Source organism: Acidovorax sp. sif1233 (assembly GCF_019218755.1).
Taxonomy (GTDB): Bacteria; Pseudomonadota; Gammaproteobacteria; order Burkholderiales; family Burkholderiaceae_C; genus Acidovorax.
The window spans coordinates 16249-39104 of the sequence record NZ_JAHUWZ010000015.1 but is presented as its reverse complement, the minus strand read 5'-3'; the positions used below and the strand labels follow the sequence as shown (position 1 = coordinate 39104).

Annotated in this window: 27 protein-coding genes and 1 pseudogene; 15 read left to right on the top strand and 13 right to left on the bottom strand. The window is 73.1% G+C overall.

Going from position 1 to position 22856, the window contains the following annotated elements; genetic code table 11:
- Positions 1 to 603: pseudogene (locus KW843_RS26510) on the bottom strand (helix-turn-helix domain-containing protein); the annotation flags it as partial.
- Positions 604 to 722: 119 nt separating this feature from the next.
- Here KW843_RS26510 and KW843_RS26505 point away from each other — a divergent pair.
- Both KW843_RS26505 and KW843_RS26500 read left to right on the top strand, forming a co-directional pair.
- Positions 723 to 1331 (top strand): trans-aconitate 2-methyltransferase, encoded by a 609-nt coding sequence (locus KW843_RS26505; protein WP_218298088.1) that lies wholly within the window; start codon positions 723 to 725, stop codon positions 1329 to 1331.
- The gene (locus KW843_RS26500) at positions 1328 to 2089 is read left to right on the top strand and encodes a tRNA-uridine aminocarboxypropyltransferase (protein WP_218298087.1); all 762 of its coding nucleotides are present in this window, start codon (positions 1328 to 1330) and stop codon (positions 2087 to 2089) included. The genes KW843_RS26505 and KW843_RS26500 overlap by 4 nt, the downstream gene beginning before the upstream one ends.
- Before the next feature lie 22 nt (positions 2090 to 2111).
- Here KW843_RS26500 and KW843_RS26495 read toward each other — a convergent pair whose 3' ends face one another.
- Positions 2112 to 2966, bottom strand: a complete 855-nt coding sequence (locus KW843_RS26495; RefSeq protein ID WP_218298086.1) for a hypothetical protein — start codon at positions 2964 to 2966, stop codon at positions 2112 to 2114.
- 175 nt (positions 2967 to 3141) lie between these two features.
- On the opposite strand from KW843_RS26495, the gene KW843_RS26490 reads away from it, so the two are divergent.
- Positions 3142 to 4026: a PA4780 family RIO1-like protein kinase gene (locus KW843_RS26490; protein WP_218298085.1), complete on the top strand. Its 885-nt coding sequence runs from the start codon at positions 3142 to 3144 to the stop codon at positions 4024 to 4026.
- A 9-nt stretch (positions 4027 to 4035) separates the two neighbouring features.
- Here KW843_RS26490 and KW843_RS26485 read toward each other — a convergent pair whose 3' ends face one another.
- Complete coding sequence (locus KW843_RS26485; protein WP_218298084.1) at positions 4036 to 4710, bottom strand: DNA-3-methyladenine glycosylase; 675 nt, start codon at positions 4708 to 4710, stop codon at positions 4036 to 4038.
- A 219-nt stretch (positions 4711 to 4929) separates the two neighbouring features.
- On the opposite strand from KW843_RS26485, the gene KW843_RS26480 reads away from it, so the two are divergent.
- Together KW843_RS26480 and KW843_RS26475 are read left to right on the top strand one after the other, a co-directional pair.
- Complete coding sequence (locus tag KW843_RS26480) at positions 4930 to 5421, top strand: GNAT family N-acetyltransferase (protein ID WP_218298095.1); 492 nt, start codon at positions 4930 to 4932, stop codon at positions 5419 to 5421.
- A gap of 176 nt (positions 5422 to 5597) precedes the next feature.
- Positions 5598 to 5849, top strand: a complete 252-nt coding sequence (locus KW843_RS26475; protein ID WP_218298083.1) for a hypothetical protein — start codon at positions 5598 to 5600, stop codon at positions 5847 to 5849.
- Here the strand turns inward: KW843_RS26475 and KW843_RS26470 are convergent.
- Both KW843_RS26470 and KW843_RS26465 read right to left on the bottom strand, forming a co-directional pair.
- Positions 5846 to 6775: a DMT family transporter gene (locus KW843_RS26470; RefSeq protein WP_218298082.1), complete on the bottom strand. Its 930-nt coding sequence runs from the start codon at positions 6773 to 6775 to the stop codon at positions 5846 to 5848. The two genes, KW843_RS26475 and KW843_RS26470, sit on opposite strands and share 4 nt — an antisense overlap.
- 70 nt (positions 6776 to 6845) lie before the next feature.
- Complete coding sequence (locus KW843_RS26465; RefSeq protein WP_218298081.1) at positions 6846 to 7739, bottom strand: AraC family transcriptional regulator; 894 nt, start codon at positions 7737 to 7739, stop codon at positions 6846 to 6848.
- A gap of 79 nt (positions 7740 to 7818) precedes the next feature.
- Here KW843_RS26465 and KW843_RS26460 point away from each other — a divergent pair, with 79 nt between their 5' ends.
- Complete coding sequence (locus tag KW843_RS26460) at positions 7819 to 8394, top strand: DUF1439 domain-containing protein (protein ID WP_218298080.1); 576 nt, start codon at positions 7819 to 7821, stop codon at positions 8392 to 8394.
- A 112-nt stretch (positions 8395 to 8506) separates the two neighbouring features.
- On the opposite strand, the gene KW843_RS26455 is transcribed toward KW843_RS26460, so the two are convergent.
- From KW843_RS26455 to KW843_RS26445, 3 genes are all read right to left on the bottom strand, one after another.
- Positions 8507 to 9553, bottom strand: coding sequence for a serine hydrolase (locus KW843_RS26455; RefSeq protein WP_218298079.1), 1047 nt, complete (start codon positions 9551 to 9553; stop codon positions 8507 to 8509).
- A gap of 112 nt (positions 9554 to 9665) precedes the next feature.
- Complete coding sequence (locus KW843_RS26450) at positions 9666 to 10421, bottom strand: aspartate/glutamate racemase family protein (RefSeq protein ID WP_255594966.1); 756 nt, start codon at positions 10419 to 10421, stop codon at positions 9666 to 9668.
- 118 nt (positions 10422 to 10539) lie between these two features.
- Positions 10540 to 11463, bottom strand: a complete 924-nt coding sequence (locus KW843_RS26445; RefSeq protein WP_218298093.1) for a LysR family transcriptional regulator — start codon at positions 11461 to 11463, stop codon at positions 10540 to 10542.
- A gap of 143 nt (positions 11464 to 11606) precedes the next feature.
- Between KW843_RS26445 and KW843_RS26440 the strand changes: the two genes are divergently transcribed.
- On the top strand, positions 11607 to 12407 hold the full coding sequence (locus tag KW843_RS26440; protein WP_218298078.1) for an SDR family oxidoreductase: 801 nt from the start codon (positions 11607 to 11609) through the stop codon (positions 12405 to 12407).
- A gap of 37 nt (positions 12408 to 12444) precedes the next feature.
- On the opposite strand, the gene KW843_RS26435 is transcribed toward KW843_RS26440, so the two are convergent.
- A complete protein-coding gene (locus KW843_RS26435) occupies positions 12445 to 13419 on the bottom strand; it encodes a LysR family transcriptional regulator (protein WP_218298077.1) in 975 nt (324 codons plus the stop codon).
- A 159-nt stretch (positions 13420 to 13578) separates the two neighbouring features.
- Here KW843_RS26435 and KW843_RS26430 point away from each other — a divergent pair, with 159 nt between their 5' ends.
- The 3 genes from KW843_RS26430 to KW843_RS26420 all read left to right on the top strand — a co-directional run bounded on the left by KW843_RS26430 (position 13579) and on the right by KW843_RS26420 (position 16202).
- Positions 13579 to 14472, top strand: coding sequence for an oxidoreductase (locus KW843_RS26430; protein WP_255594965.1), 894 nt, complete (start codon positions 13579 to 13581; stop codon positions 14470 to 14472).
- Positions 14473 to 14728: 256 nt separating this feature from the next.
- A complete protein-coding gene (locus KW843_RS26425) occupies positions 14729 to 15802 on the top strand; it encodes an SDR family oxidoreductase (RefSeq protein ID WP_218298076.1) in 1074 nt (357 codons plus the stop codon).
- 10 nt (positions 15803 to 15812) lie between these two features.
- Positions 15813 to 16202 carry a hypothetical protein gene (locus KW843_RS26420; RefSeq protein WP_218298075.1) on the top strand — a complete coding sequence of 130 codons (390 nt, stop codon included), beginning with the start codon at positions 15813 to 15815 and terminating at the stop codon, positions 16200 to 16202.
- Between the two features lie 27 nt (positions 16203 to 16229).
- Here KW843_RS26420 and KW843_RS26415 read toward each other — a convergent pair whose 3' ends face one another.
- Positions 16230 to 17036, bottom strand: coding sequence for an SDR family oxidoreductase (locus KW843_RS26415; protein ID WP_255594964.1), 807 nt, complete (start codon positions 17034 to 17036; stop codon positions 16230 to 16232).
- A gap of 155 nt (positions 17037 to 17191) precedes the next feature.
- Here KW843_RS26415 and KW843_RS26410 point away from each other — a divergent pair, with 155 nt between their 5' ends.
- A complete protein-coding gene (locus KW843_RS26410; RefSeq protein WP_218298074.1) occupies positions 17192 to 18088 on the top strand; it encodes a LysR family transcriptional regulator in 897 nt (298 codons plus the stop codon).
- 17 nt (positions 18089 to 18105) lie between these two features.
- Here KW843_RS26410 and KW843_RS26405 read toward each other — a convergent pair whose 3' ends face one another.
- Together KW843_RS26405 and KW843_RS26400 are read right to left on the bottom strand one after the other, a co-directional pair.
- On the bottom strand, positions 18106 to 18639 hold the full coding sequence (locus KW843_RS26405) for a hypothetical protein (RefSeq protein ID WP_218298073.1): 534 nt from the start codon (positions 18637 to 18639) through the stop codon (positions 18106 to 18108).
- Positions 18640 to 18670: 31 nt separating this feature from the next.
- A complete protein-coding gene (locus tag KW843_RS26400; protein WP_255594963.1) occupies positions 18671 to 19474 on the bottom strand; it encodes an NIPSNAP family protein in 804 nt (267 codons plus the stop codon).
- A gap of 134 nt (positions 19475 to 19608) precedes the next feature.
- Here KW843_RS26400 and KW843_RS26395 point away from each other — a divergent pair, with 134 nt between their 5' ends.
- A complete protein-coding gene (locus KW843_RS26395; protein ID WP_218298072.1) occupies positions 19609 to 20640 on the top strand; it encodes a YafY family protein in 1032 nt (343 codons plus the stop codon).
- Between the two features lie 113 nt (positions 20641 to 20753).
- Here KW843_RS26395 and KW843_RS26390 read toward each other — a convergent pair whose 3' ends face one another.
- Positions 20754 to 21401, bottom strand: a complete 648-nt coding sequence (locus tag KW843_RS26390; protein ID WP_255591880.1) for a TetR/AcrR family transcriptional regulator — start codon at positions 21399 to 21401, stop codon at positions 20754 to 20756.
- 107 nt (positions 21402 to 21508) lie between these two features.
- Here KW843_RS26390 and KW843_RS26385 point away from each other — a divergent pair, with 107 nt between their 5' ends.
- The 3 genes from KW843_RS26385 to KW843_RS26375 are packed head-to-tail and all read left to right on the top strand — an operon-like array spanning position 21509 to position 22829.
- Positions 21509 to 21937, top strand: coding sequence for a VOC family protein (locus KW843_RS26385; protein WP_218298070.1), 429 nt, complete (start codon positions 21509 to 21511; stop codon positions 21935 to 21937).
- An 11-nt stretch (positions 21938 to 21948) separates the two neighbouring features.
- The gene (locus KW843_RS26380; protein WP_218298069.1) at positions 21949 to 22296 is read left to right on the top strand and encodes a GFA family protein; all 348 of its coding nucleotides are present in this window, start codon (positions 21949 to 21951) and stop codon (positions 22294 to 22296) included.
- 47 nt (positions 22297 to 22343) lie between these two features.
- Positions 22344 to 22829 carry a DUF1579 domain-containing protein gene (locus KW843_RS26375; RefSeq protein ID WP_218298068.1) on the top strand — a complete coding sequence of 162 codons (486 nt, stop codon included), beginning with the start codon at positions 22344 to 22346 and terminating at the stop codon, positions 22827 to 22829.
- Positions 22830 to 22856 lie beyond the last annotated feature (27 nt).

The following is a 22856-nucleotide window of genomic DNA, read 5'->3' as shown; positions in this document are numbered from 1 at the left end:
CTGCTGGAGCAGCGTGCGGGCGTGGGCCACCTCGGCCACCAGGGCGGGCACCCCGGCGTGGCCGGCCGCCTCGGCGGCACGCTGCAGCGCGGCGTCTGCGGCGTCGATGTGCAAGGCGCGCAGGGCCAGCTCTGCGGCCGTGAGCGCGGCCACGGCGGCCAGCGGCGCGGGCAGCTGGGCCGGCATGCCCGCCGCCTGGATGGCTGCGAGTGCGGCGGAGGCCTGCGCCAGCCGCCCCAGCAGAATCAGCCTGCGGGCCGCCACCAGCCGGGCCTGCAGGGCGTTGATCGCGTCGCCATGGGCCTGCAGCGTGTCGGCCGCCGCCAGCAGTGCCTGGCCCTGGCCGCCCAGGTCGCGCAGGGCCAGCGCCACCTCGGCCTCGGCCACCGCGCAGCGCGCGCGGGCCCGGGCCTCGTGGGCGCCAAACGCGCGGCCCGCCTGCCGCAGCAGGTCGCGCGCGCGGGCCAGCTCACCCAGCTGGGCCATGGCGATGCCGCGCAGGGCCAGCGCGGGCGGGTCGTCGCGCAGCGCCACGCGCTTGAGCGCGCCCAGCGGGTCCCCGGCGGCCAGCGCGCGTGCGGCGGCGGTGATCAGCGAATCCATGGCGACAGCCTACACGCAGCCGTGCGCCAGGGCTGTGCGCGGCCGGGTGGGGGATACTCGCCCGCTTCACGCCCCCGGCCGCCGCGGGGGCCCCCACGGCCTAGACACAAGGACCCCCATTGAAATCCGCCAGCGCCACCACCTTCGACGAGGCCTACTACCAGCGCTACTACTTCGACAAGAAGACCAGCGTGGTGGACCCGGACCATGTCGAGCGCCTGGGCACGTTCGTGTGCAGCTACCTCAAGTACCTGCGCGTGCCGGTGCAGCGCGTGCTGGACGTGGGCTGCGGCATCGGGCTGTGGAAGGACATCGTGGCGCGGCATTTCCCGCTGGCCACCTACCAGGGCGTGGAGTTCAGCGCCTACCTGTGCGAGCGCTTCGGATGGCAGCAGGGCTCGGTGGTGGACTACGCGGCCGGCGAGCCGTTCGACCTCGTCATCTGCCAGGGCGTGCTGCCCTACCTGAGCCCGCCGGACCTGAAGGCCGCGCTGCACAACCTGGGGCGCCTGAGCCGCGGCGCGCTGTACGTGGAGGCCGTCTCGCGCGAGGACTACGAGCGCGACATCATCGACGAGGACCTGACCGATCCGCGCCTGTTCCGCCACCGCGCCGAGCTGTACCGGCGCGGCCTGCAGGAGGGCGCGATCGAACTGGGCGGCGGCGTGTGGCTGAGCCGCCAGGCCCAGGTGCCGCTGTTTGCCCTGGAACAGGCGGGCGGGCAGTGACGCATTCCCCCGCGAACCCCGCCGCGCCGCACGCGGTGGCGCGCCTGCGCGCCGAGCGCCTGGCGCGCAGCGCCAAGCCCTTCCTGGCCCGGGGCGGCCCCAGGGGCGAGCGCTGCGCGGGCTGCCGCCTGGTGCCCAGCCACTGCATCTGCGCGCTGCGGCCCGTGCTGCCCACGCGCGCGGGCATGTGCCTGCTGATGGCCGACATCGAACCGCTCAAGCCCAGCAACACGGGCTGGCTGATCGCCGACGTGGTGCCCGACACATTTGCCTTTGGCTGGGCCCGCACCGAGGTGCACCCCGGCCTGCTGGCGCTGCTGTCCGACCCGCAGTGGCAGCCGTATGTGGTGTTCCCCGGCGAGTTCGTGGCGCCCGGGCGCGTGGTCACGCAGGTGGCCATGCCAGAAGGCAAGCGCCCGCTGTTCGTGCTGCTCGACGCCACTTGGCCCGAGGCCCGCAAGATGTTCCGCAAGAGCCCGTACCTCGACCTCCTGCCCGTGCTCAGCCTGCAGCCCGAGCAGCTCTCGCGCTACCACCTGCGCCGGTCCACCCGCAGGGACCATTTCTGCACGTCCGAGGTCGGCGCCCTGTGCCTGGAGCTGGCGGGCGAGGCGCATGCCGCGCAGGCGCTGGAGGCGTACCTGGACGTGTTCACCACCCACTACCTCGAGGCCAAGCACCAGCGGCCCGTGGATGCGGGCGACGCGGTGCACCAGCGGCTGGCCGCGCTTCGCGCCCGGGACGCGGGGGCGCTGTAGCCGCGCATCGCGTACCACGGGCCTAGCGTGCGGCCGCGTCCGCCGCCATGCGGCCTTGCACGGCCCGCGCGACACCCTCCGGCTCCAGGTACGGGCTGCACGACTGGTACAGCGCAAACTTCTTCTCCGCGGGCGCCCCCACCAGCTCGGCGGACACCTCGGGCGCGGATTGCCTGAGCGCTTCCAGGTGGAAGCCGCCCTCTCCGGGGTGCAGCTCCACGGCGGCCGCGATCATCGCCGCCGCTGCTGCGCGCATGCCTTCCTGCCGGGGTTTCGCCACGCCGAGCGACAGCCCGTTGAACACATGGCCGCAGCGGATGAGGTCCAGGGCCACCGCCTTGCGGGCGCCTGCCTGCGCGGGCGTGCCTTCGCTGCCGTGCATGCCGTCCAGGTAGGCCTCCACGTCCAGGGGCGGGTGGCCGGGCGCGCACGCCCCCTGGTACCTGCCGGCAAAGGCCTTCTTCGTCATCATCATCTGCGGACCCGCGGAAGCCGCCATGCTGCTGTCGATGACGAGCTGGTCGCCGTCGGCGTGCACCGTGAACCGGTAGCGGTGCGGGGCGCTGGCGCCCAGGGCCGGGCCCGTGCAGCTGGCCGCCCAGGTTTCGTGGCCGGGCATCGGCCGGGCGGACTCGCTGAGCGTGCAGTCCACGCCGCGCTGCTGCAGGGCGAGTTTCCAGGCGGCGGCCGTGAGGCGGGCCATGTGCTCCGAGGTCACGCACACCACCGCCGGGCCGCCGAGCGCATCGGCGTACGCGCCCGGGCGGAACCCGGCCGCCGCCGCCGGCTGCGCGGCCCCGGCGCACCCACAGGCCAGCAGGCACCCGAGCAAGACGGCGCGCAGGGCAGCGGCTGGGGGCGCAATGGCGAAGGGCATGGGGAAAGTCTCCGGGGAGCTGGGCGCGGCGGGGAAGGGATGGCGTGCCCACGGGCGGGCAGCCGCCGGATTGTCGTTCAGCACGTGGCGCCCGCCGCGCCCGCTTCCACCCGCCAAGGCCGCGCACCGGCCATGCGGCGACAATGGTCCGCTTCCCCTCTAGCGCACAGGCCCGATGAAAGCACCCCCCAGACTCCAGTCCCTCATCGAGGAAGGCCTGATCGACACCGTGGTCCGGCAGCTCATGAGCGGCAAGGAGGCCATGGTCTACGTGGTGCGTTGCGGGGACGACACCCGCTGCGCCAAGATCTACAAAGAGGCCAACAACCGCAGCTTCCGCCAGGCGGTGGACTACACCGAGAACCGCAAGGTCAAGAACTCGCGCTCGGCCCGCGCCATGGCCAAGGGCAGCAAGTTCGGCCGGCAGGAGCAGGAGGCCGCCTGGCAAAGCGCCGAGGTCGATGCGCTGTACCGCCTGGCCGCCGCGGGCGTGCGCGTGCCGCAGCCCTACAACTTTCACGACGGCGTGCTGCTGATGGAGCTGGTGACCGACGCCCACGGCGACGCCGCGCCGCGCCTGAACGACGTGAGCTTCACGCCCGAGGACGCGCGCACCCACCACGCCACGCTGGTGGCCGAGGTGGTGCGCATGCTGTGCGCGGGCGTCGTGCACGGCGACCTGTCGGAGTTCAACATCCTGCTGGCGCACCTGCCCGGCGCTGATGGCGAAGGCGGCGAAGGCGGCCACGATGGCCCCGTCATCATCGACCTGCCCCAGGCGGTGGACGCCGCCGGCAACAACCATGCCCAGCGCATGCTGCTGCGCGACGTGGCCAACCTGCGCGACTTCTTCGGCCAGTTCGCGCCCGAGCTGCGCAGCACCCAGTACGGCCCCGAGATCTGGAGCCTGTTCCAGAGCGGCCTGCTCGACAACGCCACGCCGCTCACGGGCCGCTACGCGCCGGACCATGCCGACGTGGACATGCAGGCGGTGCTGCGCGAGATCGACGATGCGCGGGCCGAGGACGCGGCGCGCAGGCTGCGCATGGCCGCGGGCTGAGGCGTCCTTTCAGCGGCGGCCGTGCCCGCCAGCGCCCGCCGGAGCGGCAAACGCGCGGCTCAGGTAGCGCGACCCGCGAAGCCCGAAGCGCCACGGCACATCGACCGCCTTGGAAATGCCGATGCGCGGGCCGGCCACCACGCCGACGGGGTGGCAGCCGGGGGCGCCGGCCGCATCGGGCTCCAGCAGCGCGAATGGCGGCAGGTGCAGCGGCCGTCCGTTGAAGCTGGCATCGATGCCCAGCGCCTGGGCCAGGCGCCCGGGGCCCGCGCACAGCAGATGCACGTCCTCCAGCCCGCGCCGCGCCTGCATGGTGCCGATGCCGTGGGTGGGCTCCAGCGCGCGCAGCAGCACGCCGGCGCCGTGCCCGGCCTCGCGGCACACGGTGTTGATGCACCAGTGCAGGCCGTACGAGCGGTACACGTACGCGCAGCCCGGTGGCCCGAACATGGCGGCGTTGCGCGCGGTGGGCCCGCCAAAGGTGTGCGATGCCGGGTCCGACTGGTCGTAGGCCTCGGTCTCCACGATGCGGCCGCCCACGCCGTCCACGAGCAGCGTCACGCCGATCAGGCGCCGCGCCACCTCGTGCGCGGGGGCCGCGAAATCGATGGCGGCCCGCATGAGCGGCGGGCCGGGCGGGGGTGTTGCGGACAGGTGCAGGGCGGGCGAAGGGGCGCGGGGCATGCGGGCAATGCTATCGGGGCGCCGGGGAGGGCGTCGCGGCGGGTGATTCCGGGCTTCCGTGCGCCACGGCCTACGTCCCCGCAGCCCGAGGCAGCGCCGGTGCGTCCCGTCGGGCCGCAGCGCCCCCGGCGTGCGGCACAATCGCGCGCTTTTCCTCCCTCTGCTCCCCGTGCGCCGCCACCCCGCGTGCCGCCCGCCGTCCCGTCCGCCTTCACGCCCATGCCCCTGCCCGAGATCCTCATCCGCGACTTTCGCCCCGGCGATGAAGCCCTGCTGCACGCCGTCTTCCACGCGTCGGTGCACGGCCTGGCCGCGAGGCACTACACCCCCGGGCAGCTCGCGGCCTGGGCACCTCCGCAGCACGACGCCGCGCAGTGGGCCGCCCGCATGCGGGCCAACCAGCCCTTCGTCGCCCAGGCCGCGGACGGCAACGCCATCGCGGGGTTTGCCGACCTGCAGCCCACGGGGTACATCGACCAGTTCTTCGTCGCGCCCGACTGGGCCGGCCAGGGCGTGGCCCGCGCGCTCATGGCGCACATCCACGCGCAGGCGGCGCGGCGCGGCATCGCGCGGCTGCATGCCGATGTGAGCCTGGCCGCCGAGTCCTTCTTCGCCGCCAGCGGCTTCGAGGTCCTGGCACGCCAGCACGCCGAGCGGCAGGGCGTGGTGCTGCGCAATGCGCGCATGGCCAAGCTGCTGGGGCCGCATTAAGCTCTTGTTTTGATAGCTTGCTGTGCCGGTCCATCCAGCGCCGGCGCGCTGCCGAGCCTGTGGCGGGGAGTGGTTCGGGCGCCGTGTTTCGCCCGGGCGTGCGCGGGTGGCTTACAGTAGCCGCCCCGCAGCATGCAATCCCACCCCGACACCACGGCCCCCAAGGCTGCCCCCCCATGACCAAAGACCTGGCGCGACAGAACGAACTCAAACCCATGGCGCTGTGCGAGCCCTGCCAGGGCATCCAGCGCAACTGGCGCAAGGCGCCGGGCCATGCCGAACTGGTGCAGCGGGGCAATCGCAAGGAAGACCGCGACCACGGCTCCGTCACCATCACCCGCTACGTGTGCGACCGCTGCGGAACCGCGTGGGAGTACGAGAACGACAAGACCAACCAGCAGGCCGGCTGGTCGGTGGTGGGGCGCTAGGCGCGCAGGGTGGCCCGTTCCCCGCGCGCCGTCGCCCGCTCCGGGGCGCCCCTGGCCGCCAGCACCATGGCCAGCAGCACGCAGGCCAGGCCCGCCCATTGCCAGGGGCGCACGGACTCGCCGAGCAGCAGCACCGACAGCACCAGGGCCGACACGGGCAGCCACACCGTGGCCAGCGAGGCGCGCACGCCGCTGGTGCGCGCGCTGCCGGCGTACCACAGCAGAAAGCCGCCCACCGTGGGCACCCACGCGTAGTACAGCACGCCCGCCAGCGCGGGCGCGCCGAAGGCCAGGGGGGTGGCGGCGCGCCACGCCAGCCAGGCGGCGGGCAGGGCCGACAGCAGCAGGCCGCCCGCCGACATGAGGGTGGACAGCGCCAGCGCGGGCACCGGCCGCGCCAGGCGCTTGTGGGCCAGGATGAAGACCGCCTCGCAGGCCACGGCGGCCAGCACCAGCGCGATGCCCGCCAGCCGCGCGGGGCTGGCCCCGCCGCCGCCGGGCGAGAAAGCCACGGCCATCACGCCCAGCGTGGCCAGCCCGATGGCCAGCACCAGGCGCGGCGCGGGCCGCTCGCCCAGCACCACGGCCGAGAGCAGCGCGGCCGCGGCAGGCAGCGTGCCCGCCACGATGCCCGCGTCCGATGCGCTCGACAGCGTGACGCCCAGGATGAGCAGCACCGAGTACCCCACGCTCCCTGCGGCCGCCTGCACCGTGAGCAGCACCGCGTCGCGCCGGCCCACGCGCGGCAGCCGCTGGCCGCGCCAGCGCATCAGCGCAAAGAACACGGGCAGCGCCAGCGCGTGCCGCAGCACGGTGGCGAGAAAAGGTTCGATGTCCTGGCCGATGACCTTGCTGGCCACCACCGTGCTGCCCACGAGCACCATCGCCAGGCTGCACAGCAGCTGGCCCTTGAATGAATCTGACATGACCGGAAACCCTGCCGAAGTGGTGAATCAGCGGCCAGTCTGCGGCGTCTGGCGCGGCGCGTCTTGAACGTTATTGCGCCGCCGGGCCGCGCCGGGCCTTCTGCCACGCGCCCGGCGTGAAGCCGAACTGCCGCGTGAACATGCGCGTCATGTGGCTCTGGTCGGCGAAGCCGCTGGCCGCCGCCGCATCGGCCAGGCCCACGCCCTGGCCGATCAGGTGGCGGCTGCGCTCGGCGCGCTGCTGCAGCAGCCAGGCGTGCGGCGGCAGCCCGTAGGTGCCGGCGAAACGCCGCAGCAGCTGGTAGCGGCTGAGCCCGGCGAAGGCGGCCATCTGCGCGAGCGTGGGGGGCGCCAGGGGCGCGTCGGCCAGCCAGTCGCGCACCTGCCCGAGCGCGGGCGCGGCGTGGGCGGTGCGCGGGGCAGTTGCCGGGGGCGTGCTGGCGTGGCGCTGCAGCAGCAGGGCGCAGGTCTGGGCCAGCGATTCCTCGCAGGCCAGGCGGTCCACGGCGCCGGCCATCGCTGCGGTGGGCGGCGCCGGCGGCTGCACCACATTCCACAGGGCGATGCGCGCGACCAGGGTGTGGAGCGCGCGGGCCAGGGCGGCGTCCTGGATCACGGGGCGCGTGAGCGCGATGCCGGCCTGCCCCGCCACGGCGCCCTCGTCGTCGGCCAGGGCCTGCAGCACCGCCGGTTCGATGTACACCATGCGCCAGCGGCGCGATGCGCTGCCCAGCGGCTGCCCGTCGTGCACCTCGCCCGGGTTGGTGGTGATGAGGTCGCCCGCATAGGCATCCACCGGCCCGCGCCCGCTGGCCGAGCTTTGCGCGCCCTCGTCCAGCAGGCCCAGCCCGTAGACTGCGTGCCAGTGCTTGCCGTAGCGGCGGGAACTTTCGGCGCGTGTGCAGTACACACCTTGCCAGGGCGAGGCAAAAACCTGGCAATGGTGCACGGGCGGGGGCGTCATGGCGCCGATTATTGCGGGCCCGCGCCGCCCGGGGCCGATCCCACCACCACCACCATCACCGCAGCAAAGGAGCGCACGCATGGTGCACCGCAGAAGATTCCTGGGCACCGCGCTGCGGGGCCTGGCCGGGGGGGCCTCCGCCCTGGCCGGACTGCGCGCCGCCCGGGCCCAGCCCAGCTACACCGTGCCGCTCGGGCAGCTGCAGGAGGCCGTGGCGCAGAAGTTTCCGCGCAGCGTGCCGGTGCAGGGGCTGGTGGACCTGGGCGTGCAGGCGCCGCGCCTGCGCCTGCTGCCCGAGGCCAACCGGCTGGGAGCCACCATGGCCGTGGAGGTCGCGGGCCCGGCGCTGCGCCGCAGCCATGCGGGCACGTTCGATGTGGAATTCGCGCTGCGCTACGAGGCCGGCGACCGCACGGTGCGTGCCCACCAGATCCGGCTGGGGCGCCTGGATTTCCCGAGCCTCAAGCCGGCCGTGAACGAGATGCTCAACGCCTACGGCCCGGTGCTCGCCGAACAGTCGCTGCGCGAGGTGGTGCTGCACCAGTTGCGCCCGCAGGACACGGCCGTGTTCGACGGCCTGGGCCTGCGGCCGGGGCCCATCACCGTGACGGCCCGGGGGCTGGTGGTGGCCTTCGTGAACAAGCCGCAGCCTTGAGCGCCGTCGTCCGCATTTGCCTACATTTGCTATTAAAAATATAGCTATCAGCGCTGAATGGATAAGCGCTGAAGGCCTTTTTGCCTGAAATTCCCTGGGCGGCTTTCGCGGGTCAGCGCGGCGCGCCCTGCGCGCGCTGCTGGGCCGCCGCGAACGCCTGCGTGCGGATCCACTGCAGCGCATGGCCGCGCCGGTGGCTGTCCGGCGACACGGTGGAGGTGGTGGCCACCACCAGGTCCAGGGGCGGATACACCCAGATGAACTGGCCGCCGTAGCCGCTGGCCAGGAAGGTCGGGCGCGGCGCTGGCGACGGCACCACCCACCACAGGTAGCCGTACGACAGGCCCACCGGCGGGCCGCCCGCGTTCTGCGCCTTCACCGACGCATCGGCGAACGCCTCGGGCACCAGCGGCTGGCCGTTCCACCGCCCATGCCGCAGGTAGAGCTGGCCCAGCTTGGCCATGTCGAGCGTGCGCAGGTGCAGGCCCTGCCGGTAGGACGGCTCGGCGAAGCCCAGGGGGCCCACCAGCTGCTGGCGCGCGTAGTCGGCCAGGGGCATGCCCGTGGCTTTCTCCAGCACGGCGACGAGCAGCGGCACGACCGAGTTGTCGTAGGCGAAGGCCTGGCCCGGGTCGCTGGCCAGCGGGCGTGCCCAGGCATCGCGCGGGCGCAGCGGCGCGGCGGTGCCGATGGCGTCGCGGACCGCGAAGCCCGCCGTCAGCGTGAGCAGGTGCCGCAGCGTGATGGCGGCCGCGCGCGGGTCGCTGTGGGCCCCGGCCCACTCGGGCACCAGGTCCACCACGCGCTGGTCCACGCTGGCGATGCGGCCCTGCGCGAGGGCCGTGCCCAGCAGCACCGACAGCGCGCTTTTGGACGCGGACTGCGTGTCGCGCAGCTTCTCGGCGTCGCCGTCGCGGTAGAACGAGTACACCACGCGCCCGTCCAGCACCACCACGGCGCTCTGCACGTCGGTGAACTCGCGGGCCAGCGCGGCATCGGGCCCCTGGAAGGCGGCGGCATCCAGTGCCTGCTCGCCGGGGGCCGGGGCTTCGCGCCAGGCGCCGGCGGGTGCCGGCTGGGCCAGCGCGGCGCCAGCGGCCAGGCAGGCGGGCAGGGCCAGGGCGATGCAGGTCGAACGGCGGGTCCAGCGGGGGCGCATGCGGGCTCCTTCGGGCGAAGAACGGACGGTGCGCGCAGTGTAGGCGCCGCAACCTTTGCGCCGGCCAAAGAACAAAGGCGGCGCGGCGGGGCGCAGTGCCGCGCGCCTGCGCTCAGGCCCTGCCGCCGCTGCCCACGGCCCTGCGCAGCGCCGCGCGCGCGAGCAGCCGCGTGGAGTCGAGCGTGGGCAGCGCGGAATTCGCGTCGCTGATGATGAGCGGAATCTCGGTGCAGCCCAGCACCACGGCATCGCAGCCCTCTTCGCGCTGCATGCGCGCGATCACGCGCTGGAACGTGGCCACCGCCTCGGGCCGCACCACGCCGGGCACCAGCTCGTCCATGATGATGCGGCCGATCTCGGTGCGCTCGGCCTCGGTGGGGCGCACGCAGGCCAGGCCCTGGGCGGCCAGCTTGTCGGGATAGACGTTGCTGTCCACCAGCCAGCGCGTGCCCGTCAGCGCCAGCCGCCGGTGGCCCCGCGCCGCCGCCTCGGCGGCCACCACCTCGGCGATGTGCAGCCAGGGCAGCGGCGAGTGGGGGGCCACGCGGTCGAAGGCCTGGTGGATGGTGTTGTCCGGGCAGACCAGGAAGTCCGCGCCCGCGCGTGCCAGCGTGCGGGCCGATGCCAGCATGAGGTCGGCCACGCCCTGCAGGTCGCCCCGCTCCAGGCAGTCGACATAGGCGGCCAGCGAGGGGGTATGCATCGACACCTCGGGGTGCGCATGGGCCTGGCCCAGGATCGCGGCACCTTCGGTGCAGATGGTGCGGTAGCACAGCGCCGCGCCCTCGGCGGAGCAGCCCACGATGCCGATGTGCAGCGGCGCGGCCCTGGAAGGCATGGAAGGGGCGGGGGTGATGGAAGCGGTCATGCGGTTGGGCGGGTGGCCGGAGGGCGCCGTGTCGGCGGACAGGCGCCATGATGCCAGCAGCGCTTCCCACGCGGCCATGCCCGGTGGGCCACGGCCTCCTGCGCGCGGGCGCTGCGGGTCAGTCTCCGCGCACCCGCTGCGCGAAGCCGCGCTGCGCGAACTGCTCCACCACGAAATCCACGAACACCCGGGTGCGCGCGGGCAGCAGCTTCTTGCTGGGGTAGTAGAGCGAGGTGGGGCCGGCGTCTGCCCACCAGCCGGGCAGCACGCGCACCAGGCCGCCGTTGGCCAGCCAGGGCTGCGCGAACGGCATGGGCAGCACGGCCAGGCCCAGGCCCATCAGCGCGGCCTGGCACATGGCTTCGGGGTCGTCGAACACGGCGCGCGGGCGGAACTCGGCCGCGGCGGCCTCGCCCGCCCTGTTGCGCAGCGTGATGACCGGGATGCGCCCCGTGCGGATGGCGCGGCGCGCGATGCCGTCCCACCGCGCCAGGTCCGCCGGGTGGCGCGGTGCCTTGCAGCCCTTGAGCAGCGCGGGCGAGCCCACCACCACCAGGTGGATCGGGCCCAGCGTGCGCGCCACCATGTCGGGGTTCAGGTTCAGGCCGCCGCCGATGCCCGCGTCAAAGCCCTCGCCGATCAGGTCGACCTGGCGGTTCTCGAAGCGCCAGTCGGGCTGGATGGCGGGGTAGCGCTGCAAGAACTCGGTGAGCAGCGGCACCAGGTAGGCCCGGCCAAAGGCCTGGCCCATGCTCACCTTGAGCGTGCCCGCGGGCTGCTGCTCGGCCTCGGCCGCGTGGTCCACCGCATCGGCCAGCGCCGTCAGCGGCGGGCCGATCTGCGCGAGCAGGCGCTGCCCGCCCTCGGTGAGCGTGAGGCGCCGCGTGCTGCGCTGGAACAGCCGCACGCCCAGGCTGGCCTCCAGGCGCGCCACGTTCTTGCTCACGGCGGCCGGCGTGAGGCCCATCTGCCGCGCGGCGGCCGAGAAGCTGCCGCACTCGGCGGAATGGACGAAGGACTCGAGATGGCTCAGGGGCTGCATGGCCCACATTTTCAACTGCTGGTTGAAATAGATCCAGCCCATTCATGGCTACCGCCCGTGCAATGGTTTTCCGACACTGCAGGTGTTCCCGGTTCTGCCACGAACCGCTTCCTCTTCACCATCACTTTTTCTGGAGAAACACCATGTCTTCCGTGCCCCACACCACACTCCCCGCCCCCGGGCCCGCCGCTGCTTCACGCGTGCTGGCCGGCAAGGCCGCCTTCGTCACCGGTGGCGCGCGCGGCATTGGCGCGGCCATCGTGCGGCGCCTGGCACGCGATGGCGCGGCCGTGGCCTTCACGTACAGCAGCTCCGAAGCCCCCGCCCAGGCGCTGGTGGCCGCCATCGAGGCGGACGGCGGCAAGGCCCTGGCGTTGCGGGCCGACAGCGCGGATGCGCAGGCGCTCGCGCAGGCCATCGACGGCGCGGCGCGCACGCTGGGCCGCCTGGACATCCTCGTCAACAACGCCGGCGTGGCGGTGGCGGGCGAGCTGGACAGCTTCGCGCTGGCGGACTTCGACCACACCCTCGACGTGAACGTGCGCGCCGTGTTCGTGGCCACGCAGGCCGCCGCGCGCCACATGGGCCAAGGCGGCGCCTACGGCCGCGTCATCACCATCGGCAGCACCAATTCCGACCGCGTGCCATGGGCCGGGTTCAGCGTCTATGCGATGAGCAAGGCCGCCATCGTGGGCCTCACGAAAGGGCTGGCGCGCGACCTGGGGCCGCGCGGCATCACCGTGAACAACGTGCAGCCCGGTCCCGTCAACACCGACATGAACCCCGCCGACGGCCCTCTGGCCGGCAGCATGCACGGCCTGATGGCGCTCGGCCGCCACGCGCACCCCGACGAGATCGCGGGCATGGTGGCCTACCTGGCCGGGCCCGAGTCGGGCATGGTGACCGGGGCCAGCCTGCTCATCGACGGCGGCTTCGCGGCCTGAGCCGCGGCGCGGGCGAGCCCGGGGCGGTTTCTCTTTCTCAGCCCTTGGCCCTGCGCGGCCGGGCCTTGCGGCCGGGGGATGCCGCCAGCTCCTGCGGCGTCAGCGCATGGGCGGGGTTGTTCGCCACCATCTCCACCGCCAGGTCGATGAAGGCGCGCGCGCGGGCGGGCAGCGCGGTGCGGCTGCCGTAGTACACGTACAGGCCCAGGTGCTCGGCCACGTGCTGCGTGAGCAGGGGCACCAGCTGCCCGCTGCGCACCAGCGGCGCGGCCGTGGGGCCCACCAGCTGGCCGATGGCGTGCCCGCCCAGCACGGCGCGGGTTTCCACCTCGATGTCGTTGGTGCAGAACGCGGCGGGGATGGCGTGCGAGACGATGTCGTCCCCCACCTTGAATTCCCACGGCATCGGCTTGCCCGTGGACGGGTGCCGAAAGCCGCTGCAGGTGTGGGCTGCCAGCGCGTCGATGCTGGCGGGCGCGCCGTGTCGTGCGATGTAGGACGGCGCGGCGCACACGATGAGCTGCAGCGCCAGCAGCCGCCGCGCCACCACGCCGCCCTCGGGCGGATAGCCCGAGCGAAAGCCCACGTCCACGCGGTCTTCCACCCAGTTGCCGATGCGGTCGTCGAGCTGCACGTCCGGCTCCACCCGGGGGTGGCGGCGGCAGAACGCGTCGAGCACCGGCCAGAGCACCTCCAGCAGGATGGAGCGCGGCGCCACGATGCGCAGCGGCCCCGCCATCTCTTCCCGGCCGCGCCGTGCGCCCTGCACGGCGTGCTGCAGCGTGGCCAGGCCGGGCTGCGCCGACGCGAGGAACTGGCGCCCCTCTTCGGTGAGGCTCAGGCTGCGGGTGGTGCGGTGAAACAGCCGCACGCCCAGGTGCGCCTCGAGCTGCACCAGCAGCTGGCTGGAGGCCTGGGGCGTGATGCCCTGCGTGGCGGCGGCCTGGCGCAGGCTGCCCAGTTCGGCCGCCTTCACGAAGTTGGCGATGGCGCGCAGTTCGTTGATGGCCATGGTGGGGTTGGGGAGTGGATTGGCAAGCGCCGCTTGTGAATGTATCCATGAATTATGGGCTAGTCCGATGTCAATGGGCTCCCTACAGTTCACCCCCGTGGGCCCGCCAAGGCGCCCACCCAGCCCATCCACCACCCCTGAACCCCCGAAGGATTCGCCATGGCTTTTGCCGACACGACCACCCCCACCACCGTTTCACCCTCCCGCGTCTGGATGATCACCGGCGCCTCGCGCGGCCTGGGCGCGCGCATCGCCGAAGCGGCCCTCGCCCAGGGCGATGCCGTGGTCGCCACCGCGCGCGATGTCGCAGCCGTCGGCCAGCGCCTGGGCGGCGGGGGCGCGCTGCTGCCCCTGGCGCTGGACGTGACCGACGAGGCCCAGGCGCAGCACGCCGTCCAGGCCGCGCTCGCGCGTTTCGGCCGCATCGACGTGCTGGTCAACAACGCGGGCTACGGCCTGATGGGGGCGGTGGAGGAGGCCACCGCCGACGAGGTGCGCCGCCTGTACGACACCAACGTGTTCGGCCTGCTGAACGTCACGCGCGCGGTGCTGCCGGCCATGCGGGCGCGCCGCGCGGGGCACGTGATCAACATTTCCTCCCTGGGGGGCGTGCGCTCGAGTGCCGGCTTTGGCCTGTACTGCTCCACCAAGTTCGCGGTGGAGGGCATCACCGAGGCGCTGCACGCCGAGCTCGCGCCGCTGGGCATCCATGCCACGGCGGTGCAGCCGGGGTACTTCCGCACCGAGTTCCTGGATGGCGCGTCGCTGGCGGTCTCGCCCCGCGTGCTGGAGGACTATGCGGCCAGCGCGGGCGTGGTGCGCCAGGCGGTGCCCGGCATCAACCTGCAGCAGCCCGGCGACCCGGCGCGGCTGGCCCGCGCCCTGCTGCAGCTGGTGGCCAGCCCCATGCCGCCGGTGCGCCTGCCCCTGGGCTCCGACACGCTGCGCACCATCGCCGAGCAGCATGCGCGGGTGGCCGCCGAGACCGCGCAGTGGAGCGCCGTGGCCGCGTCGACGGACTTTCCCCAGGCTGCCGGGACGGCCGTGGCGTGAAGGGGCGGCCACCGGCTGCGTTCGCTATTGAATGAATAGCATTGGGGCATTGCGGAGACAGCGCTGGATGCCATGGGGGCTCGGATCCGCCGGCCCGCCCGCCGCGGCCGGTGCTGTCCTGTCCGCAAGGCTTTCTGGCAGCCGTCCTACAGCGCCGGGCCGGCGGACGATCTACAACTGGCACAGGCTTGCCGCATTGCCGCCAGCCCGTGGGCCAGCCATTCCCCAGTCCTCCAGCAAGCGCTTTTCTTCTGCCATGGTGTCTTCCTCCCCCACTTCCCCCGCCGCGCTCCCGGGCGCTCCTTCGGCCGCGCCGGCCGATCCCGTTTCCCCGGCCGATGCCGCCACCGTGCCGCTGCCACCGCCACCGCCCCCGGCGCAGGTGGTGGTCATCACCGGCGCGTCCAGTGGCATCGGCCACGCCACCGCCCTCGCGTTCGCGCGGCGTGGCGCGTGCCTGGTGCTCGCCGCACGCAACCCCGACACGCTGGCCCCGGTGGCCATGGCCTGCCGCAACGCGGGCGCGGCGGCGGCGCTGGGCGTGCCCACCGATGTGACCGACGCCGATGCCGTGGCCCGGCTGGCCGATACGGCGCTGCGCCACCATGGCCACATCGACGTCTGGGTCAACGGCGTGGGCGTGGGCGCGGTGGGGCGGTTCGACCAGACGCCCCTGGCCGCGCACCGCCGCGTGCTGGAGGCCAACCTGCTCGGGCACCTGCATGGCGCGCATGCGGCGCTGCGGCACTTTCGCGAACGCGGGCAGGGCACGCTCATCAACATGATTTCGGTGGGCGGCTGGCTGCCGTCGCCATATGCGGCCGCGTACACGGCCAGCAAGTTCGGACTGCGCGGACTCTCCGAGGCGCTGCGCGCCGAGGTGTCGGACCTGCCGGGGGTCCATGTGTGCGACGTGGCGCCCACCTTCGTCGATTCGCCGGGCCTCTCGCACGGCGCCAACTACACGGGCCGCAGCATCCAGCCCCGCATTCCGCTGCTGGACCCGCGCCGGGTCGCCCAGGCGGTGGCCGCGCTGGCCGACCGGCCCAGGGCCGTGACCTGGCTGGGCGCCGGTGCGGCGCCGGGCCGCGTGGTCCATGCCCTGGCGCCGCAGCGCCTGGGCGCCGCGATGCGCTGGGTGACCGAGCGTGCGCTGCGCGGCGCCCGGCCCGCGCCCCGCAGCGACGGCAACCTGTTCGCACCGTCGCGCGGCACCGCCATCGATGGCGGCCAGCGCGATGCGCGGCGCCACGGCATGGGCCTGGTGGCCGTGCTGGGCGTGGTCGGCCTGGGCCTTGGCGTGTGGGCCGCCCGCCGCCGTTCATCGTGAGGAGCCCGGCATGCCTGTTTCCACCAACACCACCACCGCCTCGCCCTCCCCGGCGCCCGCGGGCGCGCGCTTCGTGCTGTATGCGCTGCAGGGCCGCGTGTACGCCAGCAACGTCAGGCACAAGCTCGTGGACCTGGGGCGCCTGTCGCAGGAGGGAGACGGCGGCACCTACGCCTACCTGCTCGACGGCGACCAGGCCACGGGCAGCGGGTTCGCCGGTGCGCGGGAGGCGCTGGCGCACATCGCGCGCACGACGAGCTTCCTCTTCCTGGACGGCCAGTTCACCGCGCTGGAAGACCTGGGCGGCACGGGCCGGCCCGATCTGGCGGATGCCCCGCGGCTGGCGGTGGCGCTCGATCCGCTGGGGCGGGGCGCGCCGGTGATCCACGCGCCGGCGTAGGTGCCGGGGCCCGCGCGGAGCGCGCCGTCACACCATGCCGCCGTTGGCGCGCAGGGTCTGCCCGTTGATCCACCCGCCGTCCGGCCCGGCCAGGAAGGCCACGGCGCTGGCGATGTCCTCGGGCGTGCCCAGGCGCTCCATGGGGTTGGCCTGGGCCAGGCGCCCGATCAGCTCGGGCGTCTTGCCGTCCAGGAACAGCGCGGTGGCCGTGGGGCCGGGCGCGATGGCGTTCACCGTGATGTTCCGGCCGCGCAGTTCCTTGGCGAGCACGCTGGTCAGGGTCTCCACCGCGCTCTTGGTGGCGGCGTACACGGCATAGCCCGGCAGGGCCGTGCCGACCAGGCTGGTCGAGAAGTTGACGATGCGCCCCCCGGGCTGCAGCCGGTGCGTGGCCTCGCGCAGGGTGTTGAACGTGCCCTTGAGGTTGATGGCGACCACGCGGTCGAAGGTGGCGTCGTCCGTCTGCGCCAGGTGCGGCAGGGTGGATGGCATCACGCCCGCGTTGTTGACCAGCACGTCCACGCGGCCGAAGGCCTGCTCGGCGGCGTCGAAAAGCTGGCGCGCGGCGCCGCTGTCGGCCACGTCGGCCTGCACCGCCACGGCCGCTCCGCCCGCTGCCGTGATCGCCTGCACCACGGCCTGGGCGTCTTCGGTGCGGCCGGCGTAGTTGACCACCACGCGGAAACCGTCGCGCGCGAGCCGGTGGGCAATGGCGGCGCCGATGCCGCGCGATGCGCCCGTGACGATCGCGGTGCGCGGGCCCGTGGGGGCGGACTCAGGGGAAGAGGAGGAGGAAGGGGCGTAGGAGGAAGGGGTGGTGGACAGCGGCTGCATGGCAAGGCTCCTGGTGCGGTGGGGAAGGGACGCCACCCGGTGGCGGCGTGTGGCAGCGGTATTGTTCTGTTGTTGTGAAGATTGATAAATACCTAGAATTGACTTCACTGTTCAATGCGGCACAACAATCAAGACCCACCGGGGAGCCCTTCGCGATGGACCGCTTTCAATCCATGCAGCTTTTCACGCGCATCGTCGAGCTGGGCAGCTTCACCCGCGCGGCCGAAGACCGGCAGCTGCCGCGCGCGAGCGTGACCCTGGCGGTGCAGGCGCTGGAAAAGCGCCTGGGCACGCGGCTCCTGCAGCGCACCACGCGCCACGTGAGCACCACGCCCGACGGGCAGGCGTACTACGAGCGCTGCCAGCGCCTGCTGGCCGACCTGGAGGAAACAGAGGCGGCATTCGGCCACGCCGCGAGCGCGCCGCGTGGCAAGCTGCGCGTGGACCTGCAGGGCACGCTGGCCCGGCATTTCGTGCTGCCGCGCATCGGCGAGTTCTGCACGCGCTACCCCGAGGTGGAACTGGAGATCGGCATGGGCGACCGGCTGGTGGACCTGGTGCGCGAGGGCGTGGACTGCGTGCTGCGCGGCGGCGAGCTGCGCGACTCCACCATGGTGGCGCGGCGCGTGGCACTGCTGCAGCAGGTGACCTGCGCGAGCCGCGGGTACCTGGCGCGCCACGGCACGCCCGCCACCGTGGAGGCGCTGCGCGGGCACCGGGCCGTTAACTTCCTCTCGCAGCGCACGGGCAAGCCCCTGCCTTTTGACTTTATCGTGGACGGCGTGGCCACAAGCGTGCAGCTCAAGGGCCCCGTGGCCGTGAGCGATGCCGATGCGTACCACGCCTGCTGCGCCGCGGGCCTGGGGCTGATCCAGGTGCCGCGCTACCACATCGCGCCCCGGCTGGCCGATGGCAGCCTGTGCGAGGTGCTGGCGCCGTTTCGCCCCGCGCCCATGCCGGTGTCGGTGCTGTACCCGCACAGCCGCCAGCTGTCGCCGCGCGTGCGCGTCTTCGTGGACTGGCTGGCCGGGGTGATGTCGGCCGCGCGCTGAGAACGGCCGGAGCGCGCCTACACCGGGCGCGTGAACTCCATCACCCAGTTCACCTCCCAGGTGGCGCCGCCGTCCTCGGAAAACGCCTGCTGCCAGCGTGGCGCGCCGGTGTGCATCCGTGACCACTCGAAGCGCACCCGCACCGGGCGGCCCTCGAACAGCTCCTGGCCGTCAAAGATGCCGACTCCGTCCTGGAAGCCGCCGACCACCGGGGGCTGCAGCATTCCCGTGGCCGGGTCCAGGCCGCCGGTGGCGTTGTCGAGCCAGTAGATGCTCCAGCGCTGCGTGGCGGGGCTGAACACGCGCAGGGTCATGCCCACGAAGCCCGGCTTCCAGGCCAGGGGCGTGAAGTCGTCGCAGTTGCCGATGCCGGCGGGCAGGGGGCGGGCGGTGCCGGTGGCGTCGAACACCTCCCAGTCGGTGCAGCCGGCCAGGCGCCGCACCAGGCGCGTGTTGCGGATGCGCCAGGGGCCCATGAGGAAGTCGAAGTCGCGCGCGGCGCTGGGCGCCACGGCGGGCGAGGGGATGGTGATGAGGTTCGGGGTGGCCATGGTGGGGTCTTTCATCGGTGAAGCGGGGGCGTCAGGCGTGCAGCGCGGAGCGGGCGGTGGGCTGCAGGCGCAGGGTCTCGGGTTCGCGGGCCAGCCAGGGGGCAAGGCCCGGCGCCACCCCCCGCGCCCAGGGGGTGCTGCCGGTGAACGCCTCCAGCGCGGCCTCGCGGCCGAACAGCGCCAGCCCCAGCAGCACATGTTCGCCCTCGCGCACGGGCAGGCGGGGAAAGGTGTTGGGGCTGGTCTCGGTGCAGTACCAGGCCACCTGGCGCGCCCCCCCGCGTTGCAGCGTGGGCGCCATGCGGTGGCGGCAGAAGTCCAGCAGCGCGGGCGTGGCGGCCTCGCGCAGGTGAAACACCGTGGCCGCCACCACGCCGGGGGCCGCGCCGCTGGCGCCCGGCGCCGCGCGCGCGTGCTGGGGCAGCGCGGCGGCCGCGCCGGGCCAGGCGGGGCGCAGCAGCAGCACGTTGTCGGAGTCGATCATGGTGGCGTTGGCGGCGTCGCGGTGCGCGGCCCAGGTGGGCCCGCCGTAGAAGGCTTCGAGCGCCTGGCGGCGCGCCTGCATGCTGCCGAAGCCGCGCAGCCACACGAACAGGTCGGGCCGGTCCAGGTCGCGGAACTGGCCCAGCACGCGCAGGCCCTGCGCCTCCTGGGTCTCCACGAACTCGCGGTCGAACAGCTCGATCAGCACGTCGCGCTGCCCCGGGTGCAGCGTGTACTGGCGCAGCTCGACGATGGCGCATTCGTCGGCGGTGGGCGGGGCGCAGGGGTGGCGCGTGGCCATGGCGGTGTCGTGCATGCGGGCTCCTGCAGGGTGGGGGTCGATGAAAGTCATGCCCGCAGTCTGCGCCCCCATACATGACACCGCATGGCAGGTATTTCAGGTATCTTCGCCGCAGCTGCCTTCTTTTTTTCTGGCCAGGGGCCCCGGGCCCGCGCCGCACCCTACCGGACCACTTCCTTCCCGCCATGCGCGCCAGCCGCCTGCTCTCGCTCCAGATGCTGCTCGAAACCCAGGGCCGCATGAGCGCGCCGGCGCTGGCCGGGGCGCTGGAGGTGTCGGTGCGCACGCTGTACCGCGACGTGGACCAGCTCAGCGCCGCGGGCGTGCCCATCTATGCCGAGCGCGGGCGCCATGGCGGGTTTGCGCTGCTGCCGGGCTGGAAGACCACGCTCACGGGCCTCACGCCGTCGGAGGCGCAGGCCGTGTTCCTCAGCGGCCTGCCCGGCCCCGCGCAGGACCTGGGCCTGGGCAGCGACGTGCAGGGCGCACGCCTGAAGCTGCTGGCCGCCCTGCCCGCCGCATGGCGCGAGGACGCGCAGCGCGTGAGCGCCCGCCTGCACCTGGACCCGGTGGACTGGTACCGCGAGAGCGACCCCACGCCGCACCTGTCCACGGTGGCCGCCGCCGTGTGGAGCGGGCACCAGATCGCGATGCGCTATGAAAGCTGGTCCGACACCGTGGAGCGCACCGTGAGCCCGCTGGGCCTGGTGCTCAAGGCGGGTGCCTGGTACCTGGTGGCGCTGCCGGCGGACAAGGCCACGGGCAAGGGCGGCGGTGATGGTGGCGATGGTGGCGACAGCGGGCCACGCACCTACCGCGTCTCGAACATCCTGGCGGCGCAGGCGCTCGCCACGCCGGTGCGCCGCCCCGCGCGGTTCGACCTGCCGGGCTACTGGGCGCGCTCGATCCGGCGCTTTGAATCCGGGCTCTACACCGGCGAGGCGGCGCTGCTGGCCACGCCCGCCGGGCTCAAGGGGCTGCGCGCGCTCAGCAGCGCGGTGGCCCGGGCCGTGGCGGCCGCGCCCACGGCCACCCCCCCGCGCCGGGCGGACGGGCGCGTGGCGGTGACCATTCCCATCGAGTCGGTGGAGCACGCCTGCGGCCAGCTCCTGCGCCTGTCCCCGCAGGTGGAGGTGCTGCGGCCCGCCGCCCTGCGCCGCGCGCTGGTGGCCCGGGTGCGGGCCACGGCGCGGATGTACGGGCTGGACGGTGGCTGAGCAGCAGAATGTGAATTTGCTATCAAATATGTAGCTTAAAGCGCTTGCTCTTCAAGCGCCAGCGCGTGGAATGGCTTCGGACATGCGGCGCTGCGCGCGCCGGGAAAGGGTGCCTAGAGGCCGCGCCGCACCATGTCCAGCAGGCGCAGGCCCAGCAGGTCCAGCATCTGCTGCGGCGTGCCGCGCAGCGGCCCGTCGATGGAGAGCAGCGCCATGCCGTGCACGGTGGACCAGGCCAGGTATTCGGCGCCCGGGCGGCGCTCGGGCGGCAGGGCGCCTGCCGTCACCAGGTCATCGAGTGCCGCGCTCAGGTGCTGGAACGGGTTGAGCCCCGTGGCGCCGCCCATGGCCGGGTCGGGGTCGTGCTGCACGGTGAAGCGCCCGCCGAAGGCGGTGCGGAACAGGCCTGTCTCGGCATGCGCGAAGCGCAGGTAGCCCGCGCCCACGGCGCGCACCTTGGCGTGGGCCTGCTCGGTGGCCGTGCCCGTGGCGGGCACCTGGGCCAGTTCGGCCTCCATGGCCTGGGCCACGGCCGCCACGGCGGCGGCACGCACCGCGTCCAGCAGGTCGTCGCGGTTGGCGAAATGGCGGTAGGCCGCATTGGGCGCGACCCCCGCGCGGCGCGTGGCCTCGCGCAGCACCACGGCGTCGGGGCCGCCCTGGCGCGCCAGCTCGATGCCCGCGTCCAGCAGGGCGCGGCGCAGGTCGCCATGGCGGTAGGTGCTGCGTGCGGCGGGGGTGTTGCGAGTGGTTACGGTCATGGGCGGTGAGATGTGGACACTGTCCATTATCTTTGGTATTGTTTGTGGATGGTGTTCACAATTGTGCGCCGAAATCCATGTTCCGAGACCTTCCCAAGGAGACCCCCATGAAAGTCGAGCCGTATCTGATGTTTGAAGGCCGCTGCGAAGAGGCCCTGGATTTCTACCGCCGCGCCCTGGGCGCGCAGGTCACCATGCTCATGCGCTACAAGGACAACCCCGAGCCCGCCGCCGGCCAGGGCTGCGCCGAGGGCGCCGGCCCCGGCCCCACGCCCGAGATGGTCATGCACGCCGCCTTCAACGTGGGCGAGACCCAGCTCATGGCGTCGGACGGCATGGGTTCGGGCCAGCTGAACTTCCAGGGCATCTCGCTGGCGCTGAGCCCCGCGAACGAGGCGGAGGCCAAGCGCTACTTCGACGCGCTGGCCGAGGGCGGGCAGGTGCAGATGCCGCTGGCCAAGACCTTCTTCTCGAAAGCCTTCGGCATGGTGGCCGACCGCTTTGGCGTGTCGTGGATGGTGGTGGCGCCGGAATGAGCGCGGCGGCCATGAAGTACCAGGGAAGCTGCCACTGCGGCAAGGTCGCCTTTGAAGTGGAAGGCACCGTCGACAGCGGCCTGGCCTGCAATTGCAGCATGTGCCACCGGCGCGGATCGCTGCTGTGGTTCGTGCCGCGCGGCGCGCTGCGGCTGACCACGCCCGAGGCCGACGCGGCCACCTACACCTTCCACAGGCACGTGATCCGGCACCGTTTCTGCCCGGCCTGCGGCATCCATCCTTTTGGCGAAGGCGTGGACCCCAAGGGCCAGCCCGTGGCGGCGGTCAATCTGCGCTGCGTGGAGGGCCTCGACCTGGGCAGCGTGCCCGTCCACCACTACGACGGCCGGGCGGCTTGACCCCCCAACCCTCACACCCCCTCACATTCCCCTGCAAGGAGACTTCCATGATGAATCCCGAACCCCATGCCATGCACCGCTGGCTGCAGCAATTGCTGGGCCACTGGACCAGCACCTCCGACTGCGACCCGCCGCCGGGCGAACCGGCGCAGCAGTCCGTGGGCGCCGAACATGGCCGCGCCCTGGGCGACCTGTGGGTGATCCTCGAAGGCACCGGCACCATGCCCGGTGGCGGCGAGGCGCGCATGCAGATGACGCTGGGCTACGACCCCGAGAAGAACGTGTTCCTGGGCACCTGGGTGGGCTCGATGATGACCCACATGTGGGTCTATCGCGGCACGCTCGATGCCGACCAGAAGGTGCTCACGCTGGAGACCGAAGGCCCCAGCTTCAAGGGCGACGGCAAGACCGCCCGCTACCGTGACGTGATCACGCTGGTGAGCGCCAACGAGCGCACGCTGACGTCGTTCAGCCAGCAGCCGGACGGCAGCTGGAACCAGATCATGCAAGCAAAATACACGAGAACCCCCTGAGCCGCCGCGGTGCGCCCCCCTGGAGGG

Coding starts and splice junctions, on each gene's coding strand:
- KW843_RS26495 (WP_218298086.1), bottom strand. CDS start 2,966: ATGCCCTTCGCCATTGCGCCCCCAGCCGCTGCCCTGCGCGCCGTCTTG.
- KW843_RS26490 (WP_218298085.1), top strand. CDS start 3,142: ATGAAAGCACCCCCCAGACTCCAGTCCCTCATCGAGGAAGGCCTGATC.
- KW843_RS26485 (WP_218298084.1), bottom strand. CDS start 4,710: ATGCCCCGCGCCCCTTCGCCCGCCCTGCACCTGTCCGCAACACCCCCG.
- KW843_RS26480 (WP_218298095.1), top strand. CDS start 4,930: ATGCCCCTGCCCGAGATCCTCATCCGCGACTTTCGCCCCGGCGATGAA.
- KW843_RS26475 (WP_218298083.1), top strand. CDS start 5,598: ATGACCAAAGACCTGGCGCGACAGAACGAACTCAAACCCATGGCGCTG.
- KW843_RS26470 (WP_218298082.1), bottom strand. CDS start 6,775: ATGTCAGATTCATTCAAGGGCCAGCTGCTGTGCAGCCTGGCGATGGTG.
- KW843_RS26465 (WP_218298081.1), bottom strand. CDS start 7,739: ATGACGCCCCCGCCCGTGCACCATTGCCAGGTTTTTGCCTCGCCCTGG.
- KW843_RS26460 (WP_218298080.1), top strand. CDS start 7,819: ATGGTGCACCGCAGAAGATTCCTGGGCACCGCGCTGCGGGGCCTGGCC.
- KW843_RS26455 (WP_218298079.1), bottom strand. CDS start 9,553: ATGCGCCCCCGCTGGACCCGCCGTTCGACCTGCATCGCCCTGGCCCTG.
- KW843_RS26450 (WP_255594966.1), bottom strand. CDS start 10,421: ATGACCGCTTCCATCACCCCCGCCCCTTCCATGCCTTCCAGGGCCGCG.
- KW843_RS26445 (WP_218298093.1), bottom strand. CDS start 11,463: ATGCAGCCCCTGAGCCATCTCGAGTCCTTCGTCCATTCCGCCGAGTGC.
- KW843_RS26440 (WP_218298078.1), top strand. CDS start 11,607: ATGTCTTCCGTGCCCCACACCACACTCCCCGCCCCCGGGCCCGCCGCT.
- KW843_RS26435 (WP_218298077.1), bottom strand. CDS start 13,419: ATGGCCATCAACGAACTGCGCGCCATCGCCAACTTCGTGAAGGCGGCC.
- KW843_RS26430 (WP_255594965.1), top strand. CDS start 13,579: ATGGCTTTTGCCGACACGACCACCCCCACCACCGTTTCACCCTCCCGC.
- KW843_RS26425 (WP_218298076.1), top strand. CDS start 14,729: ATGGTGTCTTCCTCCCCCACTTCCCCCGCCGCGCTCCCGGGCGCTCCT.
- KW843_RS26420 (WP_218298075.1), top strand. CDS start 15,813: ATGCCTGTTTCCACCAACACCACCACCGCCTCGCCCTCCCCGGCGCCC.
- KW843_RS26415 (WP_255594964.1), bottom strand. CDS start 17,036: ATGCAGCCGCTGTCCACCACCCCTTCCTCCTACGCCCCTTCCTCCTCC.
- KW843_RS26410 (WP_218298074.1), top strand. CDS start 17,192: ATGGACCGCTTTCAATCCATGCAGCTTTTCACGCGCATCGTCGAGCTG.
- KW843_RS26405 (WP_218298073.1), bottom strand. CDS start 18,639: ATGGCCACCCCGAACCTCATCACCATCCCCTCGCCCGCCGTGGCGCCC.
- KW843_RS26400 (WP_255594963.1), bottom strand. CDS start 19,474: ATGACTTTCATCGACCCCCACCCTGCAGGAGCCCGCATGCACGACACC.
- KW843_RS26395 (WP_218298072.1), top strand. CDS start 19,609: ATGCGCGCCAGCCGCCTGCTCTCGCTCCAGATGCTGCTCGAAACCCAG.
- KW843_RS26390 (WP_255591880.1), bottom strand. CDS start 21,401: ATGACCGTAACCACTCGCAACACCCCCGCCGCACGCAGCACCTACCGC.
- KW843_RS26385 (WP_218298070.1), top strand. CDS start 21,509: ATGAAAGTCGAGCCGTATCTGATGTTTGAAGGCCGCTGCGAAGAGGCC.
- KW843_RS26380 (WP_218298069.1), top strand. CDS start 21,949: ATGAAGTACCAGGGAAGCTGCCACTGCGGCAAGGTCGCCTTTGAAGTG.
- KW843_RS26375 (WP_218298068.1), top strand. CDS start 22,344: ATGATGAATCCCGAACCCCATGCCATGCACCGCTGGCTGCAGCAATTG.